This window comes from Bradyrhizobium huanghuaihaiense, assembly GCF_007830635.1.
Lineage (GTDB): Bacteria > Pseudomonadota > Alphaproteobacteria > Rhizobiales > Xanthobacteraceae > Bradyrhizobium > Bradyrhizobium huanghuaihaiense.
Genome location: NZ_VLLA01000014.1, coordinates 85,269 through 105,348, shown reverse-complemented (window position 1 = coordinate 105,348; position 20,080 = coordinate 85,269). Strand labels below are relative to the sequence as shown.

Below are 20,080 nucleotides of genomic sequence, written 5' to 3'. Positions count from 1 at the left end.
GAAGGCAACGGGCTAGCGTCATGGCCGGCAACGAGCAAATGGACCAGGATGCGATTGCCGCCCAATGGGAGGCGTCGCTCGATTCCGAGGATCCGGCAGAGGCCGCGAAGGCCGCTGCCGAAAACGAACTGTCGGAGACCATGGCCCTGCAATGGGCGGCCATGGTCGAGGACGGCAGCCGCGATCTCGGCACCGGCAAGAATTCCGGCGAGCGGGTGCTGTCGCAGGAGGAGATCGACAATCTCCTCGGCTTCACCGTCGGCGACGTCACGCTCGACGACCACAGCGGCATTCGCGCGATCATCGATTCGGCGATGGTCTCCTACGAGCGTCTGCCGATGCTCGAAATCGTCTTCGACCGCCTGGTGCGGCTGTTGACGACCTCCTTGCGCAATTTCACCTCCGACAACGTCGAAGTTTCGCTCGACCGCATCACCTCGGTGCGCTTCGGCGACTACATGAATTCGATCCCGCTGCCCGCCGTGCTCTCGGTGTTCAAGGCCGAGGAGTGGGACAATTTCGGCATGGCGACGGTTGATTCCAGCCTGATCTACTCGATGATCGACGTGCTGCTCGGCGGCCGCCGCGGCACGAGCCAGCTTCGCATCGAGGGCCGGCCCTACACCACGATCGAGACCGAGCTGGTCAAGCGGCTGGTCGAGGTGGTTTTGATCGACGCCGAGCAGGCGTTCCGGCCGCTGTCGCCGGTGACCTTCACGATCGACCGGCTCGAGACCAATCCGCGTTTCGCCGCGATCAGCCGTCCCGCCAACGCCGCGATCCTGGTGCGCCTGCGCATCGACATGGAAGACCGCGGCGGCAACATCGAGCTGCTGCTGCCTTACGCGACCATCGAACCCATCCGGGGCGTCCTGCTCCAGATGTTCATGGGCGAAAAGTTCGGCCGCGACCCGATCTGGGAGGGCCATTTCGCCACCGAGATCAACCAGGCCGAGATCGCCGTCGATGCCGTGCTCTACGAGGCCGACATTCCGCTCAAGCAGCTGATGCGGCTGAAGGTCGGCGACACGCTGCCGCTGGACATGCGCGCTGATGCCAACGTGACCGTGCGCTGCGGCGACGTCACGCTGACCGAAGGGCGGATGGGCCGGGTCGGCGACCGCGTCGCGATCCGCGTGACGAAACCCCTGCGCAAGCCAAGTACGACACTTGCGATGTTCGAGAAGGTGGACGAGCAGAACAAGATGATGGAGGCCCCATGAACCACTCCCTGGGAATGGCGATCGAGACGCTGGTGGCTATCTTGCTGATGCTCACGATCGGCTACTGTATCCTGCTGAACAAGCGCCTGACGCGGCTGAAGGCGGACGAGCATTCGTTGAAGGCGGTCATCGCCGAGCTGATCACCGCGACCGAGATCGCCGAGCGCGCGATCGGCGGGCTGAAGCTCGCCGTGCGCGACGTCAACGAGAACCTCGGCAGCCAGCTCGCGGCGGCGACCCAGATGTCGGACCAGCTCTACAAGCAGCTCGGCGAAGCCGACAACGTGGTGCGGCGCCTGTCCAAGATCGCGATCGCCGCGCGGCCCGTCACCAATCCGGAAACGGTATCCGCGCCCGTAGCCAAGCCGTCGTCGGCGAAGGCGGTGGCGGCTGCAGCCGAAGCCTTCTCGGAGCGCCGGCGGTCCAACGGCCTCGCCGCATAAAGCCATGGTATGAAGTCCTTTCGTAACATCCGCGTCATTCCGGTCGTCCTGGTCGCCGTCGCAGGTCTCGCCGCGCTCAAGGTCGTGGGCCTCGTGATCAATGGCGGCTATGTCTTCGACTACCAGCCGAAACAGGTCAAAAGGTCCTGGGCGCAGGAGAATCTGAACTTCCCGACCGGTCGCGAGGACCCTGACATCACCGGCTCGACCCATGGCGCGCCGAAGGAGGCGCCGAAGCCCGCCGCGCCCGAGACCAAGCCCGAAGGCACCGTGGTGAAGGTGGAGGAAGGCCAGCCGCAGGTCTCGGCCTCGGAGCGCGCGATCCTCGAGCGCCTGCAGGCGCGCCGCCAGGAGATCGAGGCCCGCCAGCGCGAGATCGACATCCGCGAAAGCCTGCTCAAATCCGCCGAGAAGCGCATCGAGAACAAGGTCGAGGAGATGAAGGCGGTGGAAACCCGCATCTCCGCGACCCAGGCCGAGCAGAAGGCCGCCGAAGCCCAGCGCATGAAGGGCCTCGTCACCATGTATGAGGGCATGAAGCCGAAGGACGCCGCGCGGGTGTTCGACCGGCTGGAGATGGGCGTGCTGATCGAGATCGCCTCGGCGATCGCGCCGCGAAAGATGTCGGACATCCTCGGCCTGATGTCGCCGGAGGCCGCCGAGCGGCTCACGGTCGAGATGGCCCGCCGTGCCAATGGCGGCGGCGATCAATCCGCCTCGGCTGGCGACCTGCCCAAGATCGACGGCAAGCCGACGCAAAAGCCGAATTGAGGGCTCATACTTAAGAAGTCCTTAATTGGCAAAACCTACATTCGAGGGCATGGGCCGGCACCAGTTGCCGGCGTGAACCGCCGAACCGGAAGAAATGCCGCAAATGGCGCGAGAGGCTGCCGCTGGATTTGTGTCGCGAGCCCGCGCGTTGGTGCGAGGATTGTCGCGTCATGCCCGCAAGGCGCCGGTGCTGGCAGCCTGCTTGCTGATCGGCCTCACGGTGCCAGCCGGAGCCGCCGATCCGATCCGCGGCGAGGCCAGTTTTTCGGCCGGCGGCGGCTTTGCCCGTCTCGTCATCAAGCTCGGCGAGGATGTTCCATCCGAGGTGACGACGGCCGGCTCCATCCTCATCATCCGCTTCGATCGTCCCGTCGACGTTCCCGTCGACCGCGTTCCGGAAGGCGCGCCCGACTACGTCAACTCCGCCCGCCGCGACCCCGACGGCGGCGCCATCCGTCTGTCGCTCGCGCGGCGCGTCACCGTCAACACCATGAATGCCGGCGAGCGCACCTTCGTCGACCTCCTGCCGGAGGGCTGGAAGGGGCCGCCGCCGAGCCTGCCCATGGACGTGGTCAAGGAACTTGCCGAGCGCGCGCGTCTCGCCGAACGTGCCTTGCGCGCCCAGCGCGCCGCGGCCGAGACCAAGAAGCGTCCGCAGATCCGTGTCCGCGCCTCGGTGCAGCCGACCTTCGTGCGCTTCGTGTTCGAGATGCCTGACGGCGTCGGCGTGTCCTCCGTGCTCAATGAGCAGAAGCTCACGCTGATGTTCAACGCCAACCTCAATTTCGACCTCGCGGACGCCGTCGTCGCCGCGCCGCCGAACGTCGCCTCGATCAAGCAGAAGGCCGACATCGACCAGACAAGTGTCGAGATCGCGCTGATCGGCGATTCCGACGTGCACTCCTTCCGCGACGACAAGAACTACGTCGTCGACGTCTCCTTCCAGCCGGACAAGGGCAAGACGGCCATGACGCCGGAGGCGGCGATCGCGCAGGCCAAGCCCGCGGGCCATGCACCGGCGCCTGCGCCGGAAAAGCCGGCTGCCGAGAAGCCGAAGGAGGCTCGCCGCGAGATTACGCCGCCGACATCGGAGACGATCGCGCGCGAAGCCAAGATCGAAGTGAAGCCGGAAGTGCCCACCGCGGTGCCGGTCGCCGAAGCACCGAAGCCGGCGCCGGCTCCCGCGACCGAGGCTGCGCACGCCGCGGAAGCGCCTAAGGAAGTGGCGAAGCCAGCGCCTGTTGCCGAAGCTCCGGCTGCGCCTGCCGTTCCCGCAATCGTCGAGACGCCCAAAGAGCTCGTGAAGGAGGCGGCGAAGGAGCCGGCCAAGGACGCCGCCAAGGCCGAGGCCCCGCCGCAGCCCGCTGTCGCCAGCGTCGATGCGCGCCGCGACAGCGATGGCTTGCGCGTCACGTTCCCGCTGCAGGTTTCAACCGCTGCGGCGGCGTTCCGCCGTGGCGATACCATCTGGCTGGTGTTCGATACGCCGAAGCCGATCGACGTCGAGGCGATCCGCACCAAGGGCGGCGCGATGATCGGGGAGGTCGGCCGCATCCCGCTCGACAAGGGACAGGCGGTGCGCATCCGTCTCACCCGGCCGCTGGTCTACTCGCTGACGAGCGAGGAGGTCGGCAAGGAGACCAACTGGCTGTTGACCCTCGCCGACAAGATCCAGGCAACGCCGCTGCCGCTGATGATGTCGCGCAACATCACCGATCCCGCCCTCGCCAACATCGCAATCCCCTTTGCCAACCCGGGCCAGCTGCACAAGCTGACCGATCCCGATGCCGGCGACACGCTCTACATCGTCACCGCACAACGGCCGGTGCGCGGCTTCATCAAGCGGCAGGACCTCGTCGATCTCTCGCTGCTGGAATCCGCGCACGGCATCGCGATCCGGCCGAACTCCGACGAGGTCGGCGTCGAGGTCGGCTCCGACAAGGTCATCCTCGGCAAGAAGGGCGGGCTGACGCTGTCGCCGGTCGACATCTCCGCCGAGCGCGCGCCGACCGCGGTGCGCCCGATCTTCAGCCCGGAAGGCTGGCGCAAGGGGCAGTCGGAGAATTTCTGGACGCGGCAGAGCGATCTGGTCATGGCGATCTCCGCGGTCGATCCGGCGCAGCGCTCGCTGCCGCGGCTCGACCTCGCGCAGTTCTACATGTCGCGCGCGATGTATCACGAAGCCAAGGCCGTGACCGAATTGATGCTGGCCGATCCGCTCAACAAGGAGGAGAGCGGCGCCCTGATCATGCACGCGATCGCGAGCATCCTGATCGGCCGGCCGGCGCAAGGCCTGAAGGACCTCGCCAATCCCGTAATCGGCAACAGCCATGACTCCCTGCTGTGGAAGGCGCTCGCTTATGCGCGCCAGGGCAAATGGGCGGACGCGCGCGAGAAGTTCAAGAACGTCGAATTCGCCATCGCCTCGCTGCCGCTCGACATCCAGCGCATCGTGACCATGGACGCGATGCGGGCTTCGCTCGAAGTGAAGGACTATGCCGGCGCCTCCAAGCGCCGCAGCGAACTCGAGGTCGTCGGCGTCTCGCCGGAGGCGGCGCCCGGCTTTGCGGTGTTGCGCGGCCGGCTCGCCGAGGCGCTCGGCCACGACAAGGATGCACTCGACGACTACAAATTCGCGGTCGCCTCGAGCGATCGTCTGGCTGCGGCAGAGGCCAAGCAGCTCGAGGTCGCGCTGCGTCAGAAGCGCGACGAGATCGGCAAGGAAGACGCGCGGCGCGAGCTCGAGACGCTGTCGATGACCTGGCGGGGTGATGCGATCGAGGTCAAGACGCTGCAGATGCTGTCGCAGCTGTATGCCGCGAACGGGCGCTATCGTGACGCGCTCACGGCGGCGCGCACCGCGACAAGGCTGCAGCCGAACGCCGAAGCCTCGCGCCAGGCGCAGGACCTCGCATCCGAGCTGTTCACGCAGATATTCTTGGGTCCCAAGGGCGACGAGCTGCCGGTGGTCGAAGCGCTCGGCATGTTCTACGAGTTTCGCGAGCTGACGCCGATCGGCCGTCGCGGCGACGAGCTGATCCGGCGTCTCGCCGACCGTCTCGCCTCGATCGATCTGCTCGACCAGGCCGCCGAGCTCCTGCAGTACCAGGTCGACCACCGCCTCGAAGGCGCCGCCCGCGCCCAGGTTGCCGCGCGCCTGTCGATGATCTATCTCGCCAACCGCAGGCCCGACAAGGCGATCTCGGCGCTGCGCGCAAGCCGCATCAGCGATCTCTCCGGCGAGCTCAGGCAGCAGCGCCTGCTGCTCGAAGCGCGCGCGCAGAGCGACGTCGGCCGTCACGATCTCGCGCTCGACATCGTCTCCAACGTCTCCGGGCGCGAGGTGCTCCGCCTGCGCTCCGACATCTTCTGGGCGGCGCGGCGCTGGCGCGAGTCCGCCGAGCAGATCGAGCTGTACTACGGCGAGCGCTTCCGCGACTTCAAGCCGCTCAACGCGGTGGAGAAGAGCGACATCATCCGCGCCGCCGTCGGCTACGCGCTCGCCGACGACTCGATCGGCCTGTCGCGCTTCCGCGAGAAATACGCGCCGCTGATGAGCGAGAGCGCCGATCGTCTCGCCTTCGACATCGCCAGCAAGCCGGCTGCGGCCTCCAGCGCCGAATTCGCCGAGATCGCCAAGCTCGCCGCCAGCGTCGATACGCTCGACGGCTTCCTGCGCGAGATGAAGCAGCGCTTCCCCGACGCCACCGCCCGCGCACCGGCCTCGCCGCAGGCCAGGGACGAGAGCGACCACACCGGCTCGCTGCCCACGATCCCCGCCGTGCGGCAGATCAAGATGACGCGCTAGGAACCCTGCTACCTCTGGACCTCTCGACAGCTGCCGCGCGAGGCGGCAACCTGCACGTCTTCATGCCGGGAGAGGGACGATATGAGCAAGCCTGCCAAGACCGAAGCCGAACTCATCGCCATGGCGCGGGCCGAGTTGAAGGCCCACGCGGACGGCCCTGACGGCCTCGTCATCTCGATCGTCCGTGACGGCGACAGCTGGGAGTTCCGCGCCGACGCCGATCAGGCCACGCGGGACCGGCCCGGCTTCCCCGAAAGCGTCGCCATGCTGGTCCAGATTGGCGACCATCTCAGCAAGCAGTATGACGTGAAGGGGTAGGGGGCGCCTGTCGCCAGCCATTCCGCGCCAAGCGCGGCCCTGAGCGTCGCCACACACTCCGTCATTGCGAGCGGAGCGAAGCAATCCAGAATCTTTCCGTTGAGGCAGTCTGGATTGCTTCGTCGCAAGGGCTCCTCGCAATGACGGGGAGAGGGAGGAAGGCTCTCGTTGAGGCGGTGGGGATGCGCCGGTGACGTTGTCCCAAGCGCCTCACCCTCCGTAACTCTGCACCAAACTCCCCGCCACCAGCGACCAGCCGTCGACCAGCACGAAGAAGATCAGCTTGAACGGCAGCGAGATCGTCGCCGGCGGCAGCATCATCATGCCCATCGACATCAGCACCGAGGCGACGACGAGGTCGATGATCAGGAAGGGCAGGAACAAGAGGAAGCCGATCTCGAAGGCGCGCTTGAGCTCTGAGATCATGAAGGCGGGGACGAGGATACGCAGCGCGAGGTCGTCGGGGGTGGCCGGCGGCGGCTCGCCGGACAGGTCGAGGAACAGCTTGAGGTCCTTCTCGCGCACGTTCTTCTGCATGAAGCCGCGCAAGGGGACGGAGGCACGCTGGAGCGCGTCCTCGACACTAACCTGGTTGGCGACGAGCGGACGGATGCCCTCGTCATAGGATTTTTGCAGCACCGGCCCCATCACGAAGAAGGTGAGGAACATCGCGAGCGCGATGATCACCGAGTTCGGCGGCGCGGTCGCCGTGCCCATCGCGGTGCGCAGCAGCGACAGCACGACCACGATGCGCGTGAACGACGTCATCATGATCAGGATCGACGGCGCGATCGACAGCACCGTCAGCAGCGCGATCAGCTGGATCGCGCGCTCGGTGACGCCGCCGCCCTGGCCGCCGAGATTGATGCTGATGTCCTGCGCGTGCGCGGGCATCGCGAGCGAAGCCGCGCCGACCAGGACAGAAAGAAAAAGAACTCTACGCGGGAGGGCCGGCAGCCTCACGAAGACGGCTTCGGACGGCCGAGCAGTGAGGCCATCTCGTCTTCGAGATTCTCAAAGCTGGTCTTCTCCGCGGCGGGTTTTACCGGCGGGGCCGGGGACGCCGGCGGCTCGCTGCGTGCAACGCGGGCCGGAGCGACCGGCGGTTCCGGTGCAACCGGAGGGGCGACCGGTTCGCCGCCCGGGCGGCGCAGGGCAGCCTCTAACCGCTGCGCCATTTCGGCAAGATTCTGCTCGGCGCTCGAGGGCGCCGCGGTAGCGGGGGCCGGCGGCGGAACGGGCGCGGCCTGCGGCACCGGCGGAGGCGGCGGCGCGGCTGCGCGCTCGGCGCGCACTGGCGGCACCTTCACCGGCTCGCTCTGGCGCGGCGGACGCGGCATCAGCGGCGGCTCGCTGCGGGCAATGCGCGGCGGCAGCGGCTCTGGCCGCGGCTCGCGCTCGGGACGCGGCGACATCGGCTCCGGCGGAAAGCCGGGCAGGGCCGGCTCGCCACGGCGCTCGGCCAAAGCGGGTGCGGGCCGGCGCACTTCGTCGGCGAAGGACGGCCGCGCGGGCCGCGGCGGCGGCTCGGGCATCTGCGGTTCGGGATGATCGAGCAGTTCGGGCCGTGGCGCTTCGTCGGCCCAGGCGCCGGCATCGGGCATGGGGGCGAGACGCGGCGGTTCGGCGGCGTTGGGGCGCTGCGGGAGCTGGTCACGGCCGGGCGCGGCGCGCACGATGTTGGGCTCGACGACGATGTCGGTCGGACCGCCGATCATCAGGAGATGCTCGACGTTGTCGCGCCGGACCAGCACCAGGCGGCGCCGGCCATCGACCGCGGCGGCATCGATCACGGCGAGCCGGGGCATCCGGCCGCGCTGGGTGTTGGCGCCGATCCGGTTGCCGGCGAATCGGCGAACCAGCCATGCAGCGACGCCGATCAACGCCAGAACGACGATGAACGCGACGATGAAGGTGATAGGGCTGCCTTGCATACTTGTCCCCGACAAATGGCGCTTTTCTCGCGCCCGTGGTCAGCTGCGCCAACCACCGGCGTACGATGCCCCAAACTGCGATCTCTTAACGTTCCACGGCAAGTTTTGCCGTCCCCAACTCTTAATAACCTATGAATCGCTCGATCCAAAACGACTTCTTGGCCCGTGCGTGGGCCGCCAAGCGGTTGGGTTAATGCCGCTTTTTGACGCGTAGAATCACGGGATCGCAAGGTCGTGTCCCGCCCCGGAACATGTCCCGGCTGCATCCTTAACCACCTGTTAACCATACAGGCGGCAAATTCTGCCTAGCTTCGGACACAGGTCCGACGGCGGAAGGAGCCGCAACGATGTCCATCAACGACCTCCCGGTGCTGTCGGCGCTTCGTACCAAGATGCAGTGGCATCAGGAGCGCCAGCGCGTCCTGTCCGAGAACGTCTCCAATTCCGATACGCCCAAGTTCCGGCCGCGCGACCTGGTCGAGCCGAAGCTCGACAAATCAGGCGCAGTCACGGGCTCGATGGGCCCGCTGGCGATGGCCGTCACCAGCGCCTCGCACATGAAGCCGTCGGGCGCGGCCTCCGGATTCGACCAGAACAAGAATGCGGGATTTGAAACACGCCCCGCGGGCAACGCCGTCAATCTCGAAGAGGAGATGATGAAGTCCGCCAGCAACCAGATGGACTACGCGGCGGCAACCTCTCTCTATTCCAAGAGCCTGCATCTGCTCAAGACCGCGATCGGCAAGGGCTAGAGCATGATCCGGGAACAGCAGAGTTAGCGGAGACAGATGATGGCGAATGACAGCAGCGACTTTGCCCGCTCGATGGCGATCGCGACCTCCGGCCTGCGCGCGCAGGCCGGACGCATGCGGGTGATCTCGGAAAACATCGCGAACGCGGATTCGACCTCGCAGACCGCGGGCGGCGATCCCTACCGGCGTAAGGTTCCGACCTTTTCCTCCGCGCTCGACCGCACCCTCGACGCGCAGGTCGTCACCCTCGGCAAGATCAAGCCCGACCAGTCCGCCTTCCGCGTCAGATACGAGCCGAACAATCCGGCGGCAGACGCAACCGGCAACGTCAAATTTCCCAACGTGAACTCGGTGGTCGAGATGACCGACATGCGCGATGCGCAGCGGTCCTACGAGGCCAATCTCAACATCATCAGTGCGACGCGCCGGATGATCCAGCGCACACTCGACATCCTCAAGAGCTGAACAGGACCTTTGAGCCATGGCATCACCGACAATCGCCGCGAACGCCTATGCCAATCTTGCCCGGGTGCTGGAGAACAGCGGTGCCGGCAAGGGCAGCGAAGCGAGCGGGCAATCCTTCGCCTCGCTGCTGAAAGACGCCGTCGGCAGCGTCATGGAATCCGGCCGCAAGTCCGACGCGCAGACGGTGGCGATGGCCGCCGGCAAGGCCAACGTGATGGACGTGGTGACGGCAGTCGCCGACACCGACGTGGCGGTGTCCACGCTGGTCTCGGTCCGCGACCGCGTGATCGCCGCGTATGAGGACATCATGAAGATGCCGATCTGATTTTTCGCGCTGGCGCTCGCCCCAGGCGTCATTGCGAGCGCAGCGAAGCAATCCAGAACTTCTCCGCGGCGGCAGCCTGGATTGCTTCGCTTCGCTCGCAACGACGGGGGAGGGAGCGTTCGTTCCTCGCCGGGGTGGCGGGGATGAAGGATGAACAAGGAATTCTGCAAATGACCGGACCCGAAACCCTCGACGTCGCGCGCGATGCAATCTGGACCATCGTGATCGTGTCCTCGCCGCTGATGGTGGTCGGCCTCGTGGTCGGCGTGATCGTGTCGCTGTTCCAGGCACTGACGCAGATCCAGGAGCAGACGCTGATCTACGTCCCGAAGATCCTGGCCATCTTCGCCACGATGCTACTAGCATTACCGTTCATGGCCGACTCGCTCCACGCCCACATGCTGCGGATCTCGTCGCGAATCATCGGCGGCTGAGGCACAATGCGGCCGCTATGCGCATCGACGTCTCGCTGCTGCCGGCGCTCGCCGCGTCCTTCATGCTCGCCTTCGCCCGGGTCGGCGCGATGGTGATGCTGCTGCCCGGTCTCGGCGAGACCAACATCCCGACGCGGATCAAGCTGTCGATCGCGCTGCTGCTGACGCTGATCATCCTGCCGCTGCATCGCAACGCCTACCACGTCGACATGGGGTCGCTGGCGCCGCTGCTGGTGTTGATGCTGCATGAGATCGCGATCGGCATCGTGCTGGGCGCGACCGCGCGCGTAACGCTGTCGGCGTTGCAGGTCGCGGGATCCGTGATCGCGCAGCAGATGGGACTCGGCTTCGTCACTTCGGTCGATCCGACGCAGGGACAGCAGGGCGTGCTGGTCGGCAACTTCCTGACCATGCTGGGGGTGACGCTGCTGTTCGCCACCGACAGCCATCACCTGGTCATCGCTGCGCTGAACGACAGCTACTCGATCTTCTCGCCGGGCGAGACGGTGTCGAGCGGGGATGTCGCTTCGCTCGCGACGCGCGCCTTCGCCGCGGCGTTCCGGCTCGGCCTGCAGCTCTCGGGGCCATTTCTGGTGTTCGGCCTCGTCTTCAACATCGGATTGGGCGTGCTGGCGCGGCTGATGCCGCAGATGCAGGTCTATTTCGTCGGCGTGCCGCTGTCGATCTTCGCGGGTTTCCTGGTGCTCGCCGTGGTGCTCACCGCGATGATGGGCACCTATCTCGACTACTTCATCGGTGTGATGCACCAGATGATGCCGCTCAAATAGGTGATCGATGGCGGAAGACAACGATCCCGAAAGTCAAACAGAAGACCCGACACAAAAGCGTCTCGACGATGCGCTCGAACGCGGCGACGTCGCCAAAAGCCAGGAGATCAACACCTGGTTCATGATCGCGGGCGGGACGCTCGTGGTCTCGACCTTCTCTGGCTCGGTCGGCAGCGGGCTGGTGACGCCGATGCGCAACCTGCTCGCCAACTCCTGGATGATCAAGACCGACGGCGGGAACCTGCTCAAGCTGATGCAGCAGATCGAGGTCGCCGTGCTTGCGGCGGTCGGCGGTCCCTTGCTGATGCTGGTGCTGGCGGCGATCGCCGGCAACATGCTGCAGCACCGCCTGGTGTGGTCGGCCGAATCCCTGAAGCCCAAATTCAGCAAGATCTCGCCCGGCGCCGGCTTCAAGCGCATCTTCGGCAAGCAGGCCGCGGCGAACTTCCTCAAGGGCCTCGGCAAGCTGATCGGGCTCGGCGTGGTCATGACCATGATCCTGTGGCCGGAGCGGCATCGCATGGAGGCGATGGTCAGGCTCGATCCGGCCGCCATGCTCGGTGCCACCACCAGCATGACCGTCCACCTGCTCGGCGCGGTGGTCGCGGCGCTGGCGATCGTCGCCATCGCCGACTACTTCTTCCAGTACCGCAGCTGGTTCCAGCGGCAGAAGATGTCGCTCCAGGAGATCAAGGAAGAGTTCAAGCAGTCCGAAGGTGACCCCCACATCAAGGGCAAGATCAGGCAACTCCGGCAGCAGCGCGCCAAGAAGCGCATGATGGCGGCGGTTCCCAAGGCCTCGGTGATCATCACCAACCCGACCCACTATTCGGTGGCGCTGTCCTACGAGCGCGGCATGTCGGCGCCGATCTGCGTCGCCAAGGGCGTCGACAATCTCGCCTTCAAGATCCGGGAAATCGCGCGCGAGCACGACATCCCGATCGTCGAGAACGTGCCGCTGGCCCGTGCGCTCTATGCCACCGTCGACATCGACCAGGAAATCCCGACCGAGCACTACCATGCGGTCGCCGAGGTCATCGGCTACGTCATGCGACTGAAACAGGGATTCCGCGCCGGGCGCGGCTAAAACCCCCGAAAAGTACCGGAAATGGCTGTAATCTGGGAATCAGCGTACCTTTCACCCCTGCTGCCCTTGCGCCTGCGGGTCCTGATGAGGCAGGGAAGGCCCTGCGCGCGCGGCAGCGCGTTGATTCTCTGCCAACAGGCTGCGCCAGCTCGAGATGACTGCTGAGACCGACCACGACCTCACACGCGAGCCCGTTGCGGCGCACGAGCCGTCGCCGCGCTCGGGCAGCATTGCGCTGGTGCTGCTGGTGGCCGCCGGCCTCGTCGCGGTCGCCGTCGGGCTGATGACCCTCGGGCGCGCGCAGGCGCAGCCCTATATCCTCGGCATCCTCGCCGTGCTGGCGATGGTCGGCCTGTTCAACCTGTTCGCCTTCGCCGCCGGCATCATCCGCTTTGCCGACCGCAATCTCGACGATCCCATCATCGGCCGCATCTCCGATCACGCGTTCGACGGTCTCGCCGTCACCGATGCGCGCGGACACGTGGTCTATTCCAACGCGGCCTATCTGACGCTGACGGGCGCCAGCGGCCCGCAGGACGTGCGCCCCGTGGAGCGCGTCTTCATCGGCAACCCCGACGTCTCCGAAGCCGTGTTCCGCCTGCTCAAGGCCGCCCGCGAGGGCAAGCGCCAGCAGGAGGAGGTGCGCATCTCCGGGCAGGACGGCAGCCAGGGCCGCTGGCTGCGCATGCGCGTGCGCCCGCTCGGCACCGGCAAGCGCGAGGCGAAATACGCGGTGTGGTCGATCGCCGACATCACCCGCGACCGCGAGCGCCAGGAGGACGTGTTCCAGGAGCTCCAGCACGCCATCGAATATCTCGACCACGCGCCGTGCGGCTTCTTCTCGGTCAATCCGGCCGGCGAGCTCGCCTATGTCAACGCGACGCTGGCGAACTGGCTCGACTATGACCTGGCCGAGATCGGCTCGGGCGGCTTGAAGCTGACCGACATCGTCTCCGGTGACGGCGCCTCGCTCTTGACGGCGATCGTGGCGGTGCCGGGCGAGGTGAAGACCGAGGTCTTCGATATCGACCTGCGTATGCGGACCGGCAAGACCATGCCGGTGCGGCTCTATCACAAGCTCGCCTTCGGCGCCGACGGCGCGCCGGGACCGTCGCGCACCCTCGTCATCAGCCGCGCCCGCGACGAGCGCAGCGATCCTGACCGGGCCGCCGAAGTGCGGTTCATGCGCTTCTTCGACCACACGCCGATGGCGATCGCGACCGTCGATCGCGCCGGCAATGTCGTGCGCGCCAATGCGCGCTATGCCAAGCTCGGCCAGGCGCTGGGGCTCGACAGTGCCTCCAAGTCGATCTTCCGCGCGGTCAATTCGCGCGATCGTCATCTGCTGATCACGGCCATCAACCAGGCCGCCGAGGGCCAGGCCGACGTCGCTCCGGTCGAGGTGGCGCTGGAAGGGACCAAGGAACGCTGGGGCCAGTTCTTCGTCACGCCGGTGGATGCGGCCGAGAACGAGGCGGAAGCCGCCATCGTGCACATGCTCGAGACCACCGAGCGGCGCGCGCTGGAGAACCAGATCAACCAGTCGCAGAAGATGGAGACGGTGGGCCAGCTCGCCGGCGGCATCGCCCACGACTTCAACAACGTGCTCTCCGCCATCATGATGGCGAACGACTTCCTGCTGAACGCGCACAAGCCGACCGATCCGTCGTTCCAGGACATCATGCAGATCAAGCAGAACGCGACGCGTGCCGCCACTTTGGTGCGGCAGCTGCTGGCGTTCTCGCGGCGGCAGACGCTGCGGCCGCAGGTGCTCGATCTCGGCGATGCGCTCTCCGATCTCACCATGCTGTTGCGCCGGCTGATCGGCGAGAAGGTCAAGCTCGACCTGATCCACGGCCGCGACCTCTGGCCAGTGAAGGTCGACGTCTCCCAGTTCGAGCAGGTGATCGTCAACCTCGCGGTCAACGCGCGCGACGCCATGCCCGACGGCGGCAAGCTGATCATCCGCACGGCCAACGTCACGACCGAGGATGCGGGCAAGCTCGCCTACAAGGGCATGCCGGCCGCGGACTATGTCCGCATCGAGGTCGCCGACACCGGCACCGGCATTCCCGCCGACATCCGCGACAAGATTTTCGAGCCGTTCTTCTCGACGAAAGAAGTCGGCAAGGGCACCGGCCTTGGGCTGTCGACCGTCTACGGCATCGTCAAGCAGACCGGCGGCTTCATCTACGTGGATTCCGAGCCGGGGCAGGGCACCTCATTCCACATCTTCCTGCCGCGCCACCACGCGGAGCCGGAGGTGCAGGTCGAGCAGCCCGCAGCCGCGGCCAGCGCGACCAATGGCGCCGCGAAGGAAGCCGCGCCCGCCGCGCCGGCAGAGGCCAAGCCCCGCACCGATCTCACCGGGCAGGGCACGATCCTTCTCGTCGAGGACGAGGAGGGCCTGCGCGCGCTCAACGCCCGCGGCCTGCGCTCGCGCGGCTACACCGTGGTCGAGGCCGAGAACGGCGTCGAGGCCATGGAGGTGCTGGAGGAGCAAAGCGGCGCGATCGATCTCGTCGTCTCCGACGTCGTGATGCCGGAGATGGACGGCCCGACGCTGCTCAAGGCGATGCGGGAGAAGAACCCCGACATCAAGTTCATCTTCGTCTCCGGCTACGCCGAGGACGCCTTCGAGAAGAGCCTGCCTGAGGGCCAGCAGTTCGACTTCCTGCCAAAGCCGTTCACCCTCAGCCAGCTCGTGGCGGCGGTGAAGGAGACGATGACGAAGCAGGGGTGAGGGGCGGGCGTCGGCCACGCCGCTTCCGCATTCTCCGTCATTGCGAGCGTAGCGAAGCAATCCAGAAATGCATCCGCGGAGGGATTCTGGATTGCTTCGTCGCAAGGGCTCCTCGCAATGACGTGGTGAGAGAGTCGCGCCTCCAATGACGAGGAAAAAGCGGATTCCAGCCCCTGAAGCCGCCGGTAACCGGCGACCACGGTTTCCTCGGCGGACCCGGCCAAACCCCCGTCAAATATGGGCTTTTGCCACATCCCCGCGACTGAGGGCCGCAGCCATCGGTCCCGAAACCGGCTTCACTTTTCGGGAAGTCTGCCCATCTTAGGGGCACGTCCCCATGCCGGGGATTTGGGAAACGCACATGACTTTCTCGCAACGATCCCGCTCTCTCTTCAAGACGATCGCCGTCGTGCTGGCGCTTGCGCTGCCGACTGCGCTGGCGATCTCGTCCGCAGACGCCCGCGTCGGAGGCGGCGCTTCGTCGGGTTCGCGCGGCTCGCGCACCTATTCGGCTCCGCCGTCGACCACGACCGCGCCGGGCTCGACCTCGCAGTTCAACCGCACCTACACCCAGCCGGGTGCAGGCATGAACTCGGCTGCGGCTGCGCCCGCGCGCGGCGGCCTGTTCGGCCGCGCCGGCGGCTTCATGGGCGGCCTTGCGGCCGGCTTCCTCGGCGCAGGCCTGCTCGGCATGCTGTTCGGCGGCGGCCTGTTCGGCGGCCTCGGCGGCCTGTCCTCGATCATTGGCCTGATCATCCAGATCGCGCTCGTGGTGTTGGTGGTGCGGCTGGCGATGTCTTGGTGGCAGCGCCGCCACTCGCCGCAGGCGGCCTATGCCAATGCCGACGCAGGTAATGGCCAGGGACCGCAAACGAATTATCGCAGCGGCCTCGGTGGCGGACTTGGTGGTGGTCTTGGCGGCGGCTTCGGCTTCGGCGCCAACAACGCGCCGCTCGAGATCAAGCCTGATGACTACGAGGCGTTCGAGCGTCTGCTCGGCGAGATCCAGACCGCCTGGTCGAACGAGGACGTGGCCAAGCTGCACACGCTCGCGACGCCGGAAATGGTCTCCTATTTCGAGCAGGACCTCGGCCAGAACCGCGCCCGCAATGTCGTCAACAAGGTGACCAACACGAAGCTGCTGCAGGGCGACCTCGCGGAAGCCTGGCGCGAAGGCGAGACCGACTACGCCACGGTGGCGCTGCGCTTCGCGCTCACCGACAAGACGGTGGACCGCAACACCGGCGCGATCGTCGCCGGCAGCGAGCAGCCGGGCGAGGCCACCGAAGTCTGGACCTTCGCCCGTCGCCCGAACGGCGGCTGGGAATTGTCGGCGATCCAGCAGACCAATTGATCGCAGACGAGATGAGGAACCAGGGCGTCGTGCTTCGGCACGGCGCCCTTTTCTTTTGGGCGTCTCGCAGCGCGGCATCGGAATAAGCGGGCGTGCGTCGGGTTGAAAATCAGGCGGCCAACGAAAACACAACCGGGAGGACAAGATGATCCGTATCGAAAGATCCGTGACGATTTCAGGGCTCGCACTCACGCTGGCCTTGCTCGCGGCGCCATCCGTGCGCGCGCAGTCCGCTGACATGACGTTCTTCGTGACCTCCAGCGGCCCGGGCAAGGGCGCCGATCTCGGCGGCCTGGAGGGAGCCGATGCGCAGTGCCAGAAGCTCGCTCAGTCCGCGGGCGCCGGCACCAAGACCTGGCGGGCCTATCTCTCGACGCAGGCGGCCGACGGCAAGCCGGCCGTCAACGCGCGCGATCGCATTGGCAAGGGACCGTGGCAGAACGCCAAGGGCACGGTCATCGCCAAGGACGTTGCCGATCTGCATGGTCCCGCCAACAACCTCACCAAGCAGACCGCGCTCACGGAGAAGGGTGAGGTCAACAACGGCGCCGGCGACACGCCGAACCGGCACGACATCCTCACGGGATCGCAACCGGACGGCACCGCCTTTGCCGCGGGTGACGATAAGACCTGCAAGAACTGGACGTCGAGCACGCAAGGCGCGGCGGTCGTCGGCCACGCCGATCGTAAGGGCCTGCGCGATGACGAGCCGTCGAAGTCCTGGAACAGCTCGCATCCGTCGCGTGGGTCCGAAGGCGGCTGCTCGCAGGCCGATCTGAAGAGCACCGGCGGCGACGGGCTGTTCTACTGTTTCGCGTCGAATTGAATTAAGGCGCGAAGCTCTCTCCTCCGTCATTGCGAGGAGCTCTTGCGACGAAGCAATCCAGAATCTTTCCGAGGAGGCAGTTCTGGATTGCTTCGCTGCGCTCGCAATGACGCGGCAGTTCCGCCTCGCCCTGACGGAACCCTGAGCCGCATGCTACATTGGTCCGGTTGCCCCCACGTTCACGGACCCCTCCCATGAAATACGAGCTCTACTACTGGCCCGAGATCCAGGGCCGCGGCGAATATGTGCGGCTGGCGTTGGAGGAGGTGGGGGCGGCTTATGTCGATGTCGCGCGCGGTGCGCGCGGCTCGGCTGCGATGATGAAGATGATGGAGACGCAGAAGGGCACGCCGCCTTTTGCGCCGCCCTTCCTGAAAGCGGGCAAGCTCGTGATCGGCCAGACCGCCAATATCCTGCTCTATCTCGGCAGCCGCCACGGACTGGCGCCAAAGACGGAAGCCGGCCGGCTCTGGGTGCACCAGCTCCAGCTCACCATCACCGACTTCGTGGTCGAGATCCACGACACCCATCATCCGCTCGGGCCGTCGATGTACTACGAGGACCAGAAGGCGCCGGCGAAGAAACGCACGGCCGATTTCTGGGACGAGCGCGTGCCGAAATATCTCGGCTATTTCGAGCAGCTGCTTGCCGGCAACGGCGGCGCTTACGTCACCGGCCGCCGCTTCACCTATGTCGACCTTTCGCTATTCCAGATCGTCGCCGGGCTGCGCTACGCGTTTCCGAAGCGCATGACGGCGTTCGAGACGGACATCCCGGGCCTTGTCGGCCTGCACGACCGCGTTGCCGCGCGCCCGAACATCAAGGCCTATCTCGACAGCGAACGCCGCATTCCGTTCAACGAGCAGGGCATCTTCCGCCGCTATCGAGAGCTGGACAATTAGTCGGTCCGGAAGACGTCCGCCTGTCGTACGGGCGCGTATGCGCACTCACCACACGCCCGGCACCAGGCGATAGCGCACCCGTGTGGCGTAATCGATGTAGCCCGGCAGGCCCTCGCGTAGCGTGCGCTCCTCGATGCCGATGCGGACGGCAAACAGGGCGAGGAACAGCGGCGCCATCGCCAGTCCCCACCACGAGCCCAGCAGCAGCGGCAGGCCGGCGAAGAACAGGATCATGCCGCTGTACATGGGATGGCGCACATGGGCGTAGGGCCCGGTCGAGATCACGTGCTGCGCGCGCTCGGCTTGCAGCTTCACCACGGGCGCTGCGAACGAGTTCTCGCGGAACACTGACATCGTGAACAGCATGCAGAGCACGAACAGCACGAAGCCGAGGACCTGCAGGGCAAGCGGCATGTCGGACCAAAGCCAACGCCGGTCGAGCCCCATCACGACCAGCCAGGCCAGCATCGCCGCAATGAGGGCGGTGACGAAGGCCTTGTCGGCCGGCGGCTGGTCCTTCTGGATGACCGGCCGGAGGCGCTCCGCCAGCAGCGCCGGATCGAGCCGGTAAAGCCACCAGCCGCAGAGCGGACCGAGCAGGGCGGAGGTGATGAGGAACGCCCAGGCCGACGGCCAGTGCAGCGTGCCGGCGGACGCGAACAGCAGCGCGCCCATCGCGACGGTGAAGATCATGTTCTGCAGCAGAAGGCGGACGATCATGCGCAACTCTCAGACCCGAGCGCGCACGAGTGTGGTCCCGCTATCCGGCAAAGATGCGGCCGGACACGCGAAAAGCCCGATCGACCGGATCGGGCGTTTCATCTCTGGCAAGGCCGATCAGGCGAGTTGATCGATCCGCGTGCCCTGACCCGGCGGCAGCGGCGCGGGCGGCTGCGGCTTGTAGGTCGGATCAGTGTCCTTGGTCTTGGCCTGGTCATCCTGCTGCTTGGTCGTGTCGTAGCTCGGCACCACGATCGCGATCGGCGGCGGCGCAACGGTGGAAACCTTCATCCACAAATCCTCACACATGGAAACAATTCAGCCTGCCCCGACAGGAGCGAAATTTCCTTCAAGGCAATCGTTAAAATGCGAGGGATTGGGGCTGTGGGTTGTGCTGTTCTTACTTCCGTGAAGGGAAGATTTGAGAGGACGGTAGCTCTCTCCTCGTCATTGCGAGCGTAGCGAAGCAATCCAGAGTCCTTCCGCGGAAAGATTCTGGATTGCTTCGCTACGCTCGCAATGACGGAGTGTGTAGCCAGTCGCGTCGCGGCACATGTGCACCGCGTCCGTAGCCAAGAACGGGAGAGCGCGCCGCCTACTCGTCCTTGCCGCGCGTGATCGCGATGGATGCGTCCGTCTTGGTGCGGGTGCATTCCATGTTGAGCCGCCGGTAGCGCATGCTGATCTTGTCGCCGCGCAACAGGCCCATCCGTTTCAGGCAGCGTGTCGCGCCCGTCGTGGTGTCGTCCTTGGTCACGGTGAAGACGATCGCCGCCATCGATCCCACCAGCGCAAGGAATTCCGGCGTCGGCTTTCGGTCGCCCTTGGCATAGAGCTCGATCGAATATTTGTCGCCGCGGCAACCCACGGACAGCTCCTTGGCTGCGGGGTGCGTCAGGTAGACGATATTGGCGGCCCGGAAATTCACCTTGAGGCGGTCGATCTGGTTCGCCAGCTCCTTGGCGCTGTCGTCACAGCGATCGGCGCGCGCAGGCGAGGTGAGGGTCACAAGTCCGGTGATGGCGGCGGCGACCAGAATCGCGCCGCGGACGTTCAGTTTAAAAATCATGATGAAAAGCCCCTGAGGGCGCGCATTCAACCTTCGTCGCGCGCGGAGCGCAAGGGGTGCATCCGGACCTTTCCCGGAGACAACGGCGGCCGCGCATCTTTGCGGACATCGGCCTGGA

20 protein-coding genes are annotated in these 20,080 nt (G+C 66.1%); 15 read left to right on the top strand and 5 right to left on the bottom strand.

The genetic code is table 11. The features are described 5' to 3' along the window. Positions 1–20: 20 nt before the first annotated feature. The 5 genes from fliM to IQ16_RS26035 all read left to right on the top strand — a co-directional run bounded on the left by fliM (position 21) and on the right by IQ16_RS26035 (position 6,563). Positions 21–1,223 carry a flagellar motor switch protein FliM gene (gene fliM / locus IQ16_RS26055; protein WP_018642814.1) on the top strand — a complete coding sequence of 401 codons (1,203 nt, stop codon included), beginning with the start codon at positions 21–23 and terminating at the stop codon, positions 1,221–1,223. After that, a complete protein-coding gene (locus IQ16_RS26050) occupies positions 1,220–1,666 on the top strand; it encodes a DUF6468 domain-containing protein (RefSeq protein WP_018642813.1) in 447 nt (148 codons plus the stop codon). Before fliM ends, IQ16_RS26050 begins: the two co-directional genes overlap by 4 nt. 9 nt (positions 1,667–1,675) lie before the next feature. After that, positions 1,676–2,437, top strand: a complete 762-nt coding sequence (locus IQ16_RS26045; RefSeq protein ID WP_018642812.1) for a MotE family protein — start codon at positions 1,676–1,678, stop codon at positions 2,435–2,437. Between the two features lie 103 nt (positions 2,438–2,540). Continuing rightward, complete coding sequence (locus IQ16_RS26040; RefSeq protein WP_018642811.1) at positions 2,541–6,245, top strand: tetratricopeptide repeat protein; 3,705 nt, start codon at positions 2,541–2,543, stop codon at positions 6,243–6,245. Positions 6,246–6,326: 81 nt separating this feature from the next. After that, positions 6,327–6,563 (top strand): hypothetical protein, encoded by a 237-nt coding sequence (locus tag IQ16_RS26035; RefSeq protein ID WP_018642810.1) that lies wholly within the window; start codon positions 6,327–6,329, stop codon positions 6,561–6,563. A 210-nt stretch (positions 6,564–6,773) separates the two neighbouring features. On the opposite strand, the gene fliP is transcribed toward IQ16_RS26035, so the two are convergent. Beyond that, positions 6,774–7,526 carry a flagellar type III secretion system pore protein FliP gene (fliP, locus tag IQ16_RS26030; protein ID WP_018642809.1) on the bottom strand — a complete coding sequence of 251 codons (753 nt, stop codon included), beginning with the start codon at positions 7,524–7,526 and terminating at the stop codon, positions 6,774–6,776. Further along, positions 7,523–8,497, bottom strand: a complete 975-nt coding sequence (locus IQ16_RS26025; protein WP_018642808.1) for a flagellar biosynthetic protein FliO — start codon at positions 8,495–8,497, stop codon at positions 7,523–7,525. The genes fliP and IQ16_RS26025 overlap by 4 nt, the downstream gene beginning before the upstream one ends. 347 nt (positions 8,498–8,844) lie before the next feature. Here IQ16_RS26025 and flgB point away from each other — a divergent pair, with 347 nt between their 5' ends. From flgB to IQ16_RS25975, 10 genes are all read left to right on the top strand, one after another. Beyond that, the gene (gene flgB / locus IQ16_RS26020) at positions 8,845–9,249 is read left to right on the top strand and encodes a flagellar basal body rod protein FlgB (RefSeq protein WP_018642807.1); all 405 of its coding nucleotides are present in this window, start codon (positions 8,845–8,847) and stop codon (positions 9,247–9,249) included. A 39-nt stretch (positions 9,250–9,288) separates the two neighbouring features. Beyond that, positions 9,289–9,714 (top strand): flagellar basal body rod protein FlgC, encoded by a 426-nt coding sequence (gene flgC, locus IQ16_RS26015; RefSeq protein ID WP_026311961.1) that lies wholly within the window; start codon positions 9,289–9,291, stop codon positions 9,712–9,714. 16 nt (positions 9,715–9,730) lie between these two features. Continuing rightward, on the top strand, positions 9,731–10,039 hold the full coding sequence (fliE, locus tag IQ16_RS26010) for a flagellar hook-basal body complex protein FliE (protein WP_008142413.1): 309 nt from the start codon (positions 9,731–9,733) through the stop codon (positions 10,037–10,039). Positions 10,040–10,209: 170 nt separating this feature from the next. After that, complete coding sequence (fliQ, locus tag IQ16_RS26005) at positions 10,210–10,473, top strand: flagellar biosynthesis protein FliQ (RefSeq protein WP_011088555.1); 264 nt, start codon at positions 10,210–10,212, stop codon at positions 10,471–10,473. 17 nt (positions 10,474–10,490) lie between these two features. Then, positions 10,491–11,261, top strand: coding sequence for a flagellar biosynthetic protein FliR (gene fliR, locus IQ16_RS26000; RefSeq protein ID WP_018642805.1), 771 nt, complete (start codon positions 10,491–10,493; stop codon positions 11,259–11,261). 7 nt (positions 11,262–11,268) lie between these two features. Continuing rightward, positions 11,269–12,348, top strand: coding sequence for a flagellar biosynthesis protein FlhB (flhB, locus tag IQ16_RS25995; RefSeq protein ID WP_018642804.1), 1,080 nt, complete (start codon positions 11,269–11,271; stop codon positions 12,346–12,348). Positions 12,349–12,502: 154 nt separating this feature from the next. Beyond that, positions 12,503–15,091, top strand: a complete 2,589-nt coding sequence (gene cckA / locus IQ16_RS25990) for a cell cycle histidine kinase CckA (protein ID WP_018642803.1) — start codon at positions 12,503–12,505, stop codon at positions 15,089–15,091. A gap of 337 nt (positions 15,092–15,428) precedes the next feature. After that, the gene (locus tag IQ16_RS25985) at positions 15,429–16,445 is read left to right on the top strand and encodes a Tim44 domain-containing protein (protein WP_018642802.1); all 1,017 of its coding nucleotides are present in this window, start codon (positions 15,429–15,431) and stop codon (positions 16,443–16,445) included. A 145-nt stretch (positions 16,446–16,590) separates the two neighbouring features. Then, positions 16,591–17,271, top strand: a complete 681-nt coding sequence (locus IQ16_RS25980; protein WP_018642801.1) for a hypothetical protein — start codon at positions 16,591–16,593, stop codon at positions 17,269–17,271. 194 nt (positions 17,272–17,465) lie between these two features. Further along, on the top strand, positions 17,466–18,173 hold the full coding sequence (locus IQ16_RS25975) for a glutathione S-transferase (RefSeq protein WP_018642800.1): 708 nt from the start codon (positions 17,466–17,468) through the stop codon (positions 18,171–18,173). A gap of 45 nt (positions 18,174–18,218) precedes the next feature. Here the strand turns inward: IQ16_RS25975 and IQ16_RS25970 are convergent, their stop codons facing one another. From IQ16_RS25970 to IQ16_RS25965, 3 genes are all read right to left on the bottom strand, one after another. Beyond that, positions 18,219–18,893 (bottom strand): methyltransferase family protein, encoded by a 675-nt coding sequence (locus IQ16_RS25970; RefSeq protein WP_018642799.1) that lies wholly within the window; start codon positions 18,891–18,893, stop codon positions 18,219–18,221. 117 nt (positions 18,894–19,010) lie between these two features. Continuing rightward, positions 19,011–19,184: a hypothetical protein gene (locus IQ16_RS45830; RefSeq protein WP_018642798.1), complete on the bottom strand. Its 174-nt coding sequence runs from the start codon at positions 19,182–19,184 to the stop codon at positions 19,011–19,013. Between the two features lie 304 nt (positions 19,185–19,488). Next, the gene (locus IQ16_RS25965) at positions 19,489–19,962 is read right to left on the bottom strand and encodes a hypothetical protein (RefSeq protein ID WP_018642797.1); all 474 of its coding nucleotides are present in this window, start codon (positions 19,960–19,962) and stop codon (positions 19,489–19,491) included. Between the last annotated feature and the right edge of the window lie 118 nt (positions 19,963–20,080).

Bases quoted from the DNA above. Each gene is read 5' to 3' on its own strand.
- fliQ (WP_011088555.1), top strand. From the start codon at position 10,210: ATGACCGGACCCGAAACCCTCGACGTCGCGCGCGATGCAATCTGGACC.
- fliM (WP_018642814.1), top strand. From the start codon at position 21: ATGGCCGGCAACGAGCAAATGGACCAGGATGCGATTGCCGCCCAATGG.
- IQ16_RS26050 (WP_018642813.1), top strand. From the start codon at position 1,220: ATGAACCACTCCCTGGGAATGGCGATCGAGACGCTGGTGGCTATCTTG.
- flgB (WP_018642807.1), top strand. From the start codon at position 8,845: ATGTCCATCAACGACCTCCCGGTGCTGTCGGCGCTTCGTACCAAGATG.
- IQ16_RS25980 (WP_018642801.1), top strand. From the start codon at position 16,591: ATGATCCGTATCGAAAGATCCGTGACGATTTCAGGGCTCGCACTCACG.
- IQ16_RS45830 (WP_018642798.1), bottom strand. From the start codon at position 19,184: ATGAAGGTTTCCACCGTTGCGCCGCCGCCGATCGCGATCGTGGTGCCG.
- IQ16_RS26035 (WP_018642810.1), top strand. From the start codon at position 6,327: ATGAGCAAGCCTGCCAAGACCGAAGCCGAACTCATCGCCATGGCGCGG.
- IQ16_RS26025 (WP_018642808.1), bottom strand. From the start codon at position 8,497: ATGCAAGGCAGCCCTATCACCTTCATCGTCGCGTTCATCGTCGTTCTG.
- fliR (WP_018642805.1), top strand. From the start codon at position 10,491: ATGCGCATCGACGTCTCGCTGCTGCCGGCGCTCGCCGCGTCCTTCATG.
- IQ16_RS25975 (WP_018642800.1), top strand. From the start codon at position 17,466: ATGAAATACGAGCTCTACTACTGGCCCGAGATCCAGGGCCGCGGCGAA.
- IQ16_RS25970 (WP_018642799.1), bottom strand. From the start codon at position 18,893: ATGATCGTCCGCCTTCTGCTGCAGAACATGATCTTCACCGTCGCGATG.
- IQ16_RS26045 (WP_018642812.1), top strand. From the start codon at position 1,676: ATGAAGTCCTTTCGTAACATCCGCGTCATTCCGGTCGTCCTGGTCGCC.
- cckA (WP_018642803.1), top strand. From the start codon at position 12,503: ATGACTGCTGAGACCGACCACGACCTCACACGCGAGCCCGTTGCGGCG.
- IQ16_RS25985 (WP_018642802.1), top strand. From the start codon at position 15,429: ATGCCGGGGATTTGGGAAACGCACATGACTTTCTCGCAACGATCCCGC.
- IQ16_RS26040 (WP_018642811.1), top strand. From the start codon at position 2,541: ATGGCGCGAGAGGCTGCCGCTGGATTTGTGTCGCGAGCCCGCGCGTTG.
- IQ16_RS25965 (WP_018642797.1), bottom strand. From the start codon at position 19,962: ATGATTTTTAAACTGAACGTCCGCGGCGCGATTCTGGTCGCCGCCGCC.
- flhB (WP_018642804.1), top strand. From the start codon at position 11,269: ATGGCGGAAGACAACGATCCCGAAAGTCAAACAGAAGACCCGACACAA.
- fliE (WP_008142413.1), top strand. From the start codon at position 9,731: ATGGCATCACCGACAATCGCCGCGAACGCCTATGCCAATCTTGCCCGG.
- flgC (WP_026311961.1), top strand. From the start codon at position 9,289: ATGGCGAATGACAGCAGCGACTTTGCCCGCTCGATGGCGATCGCGACC.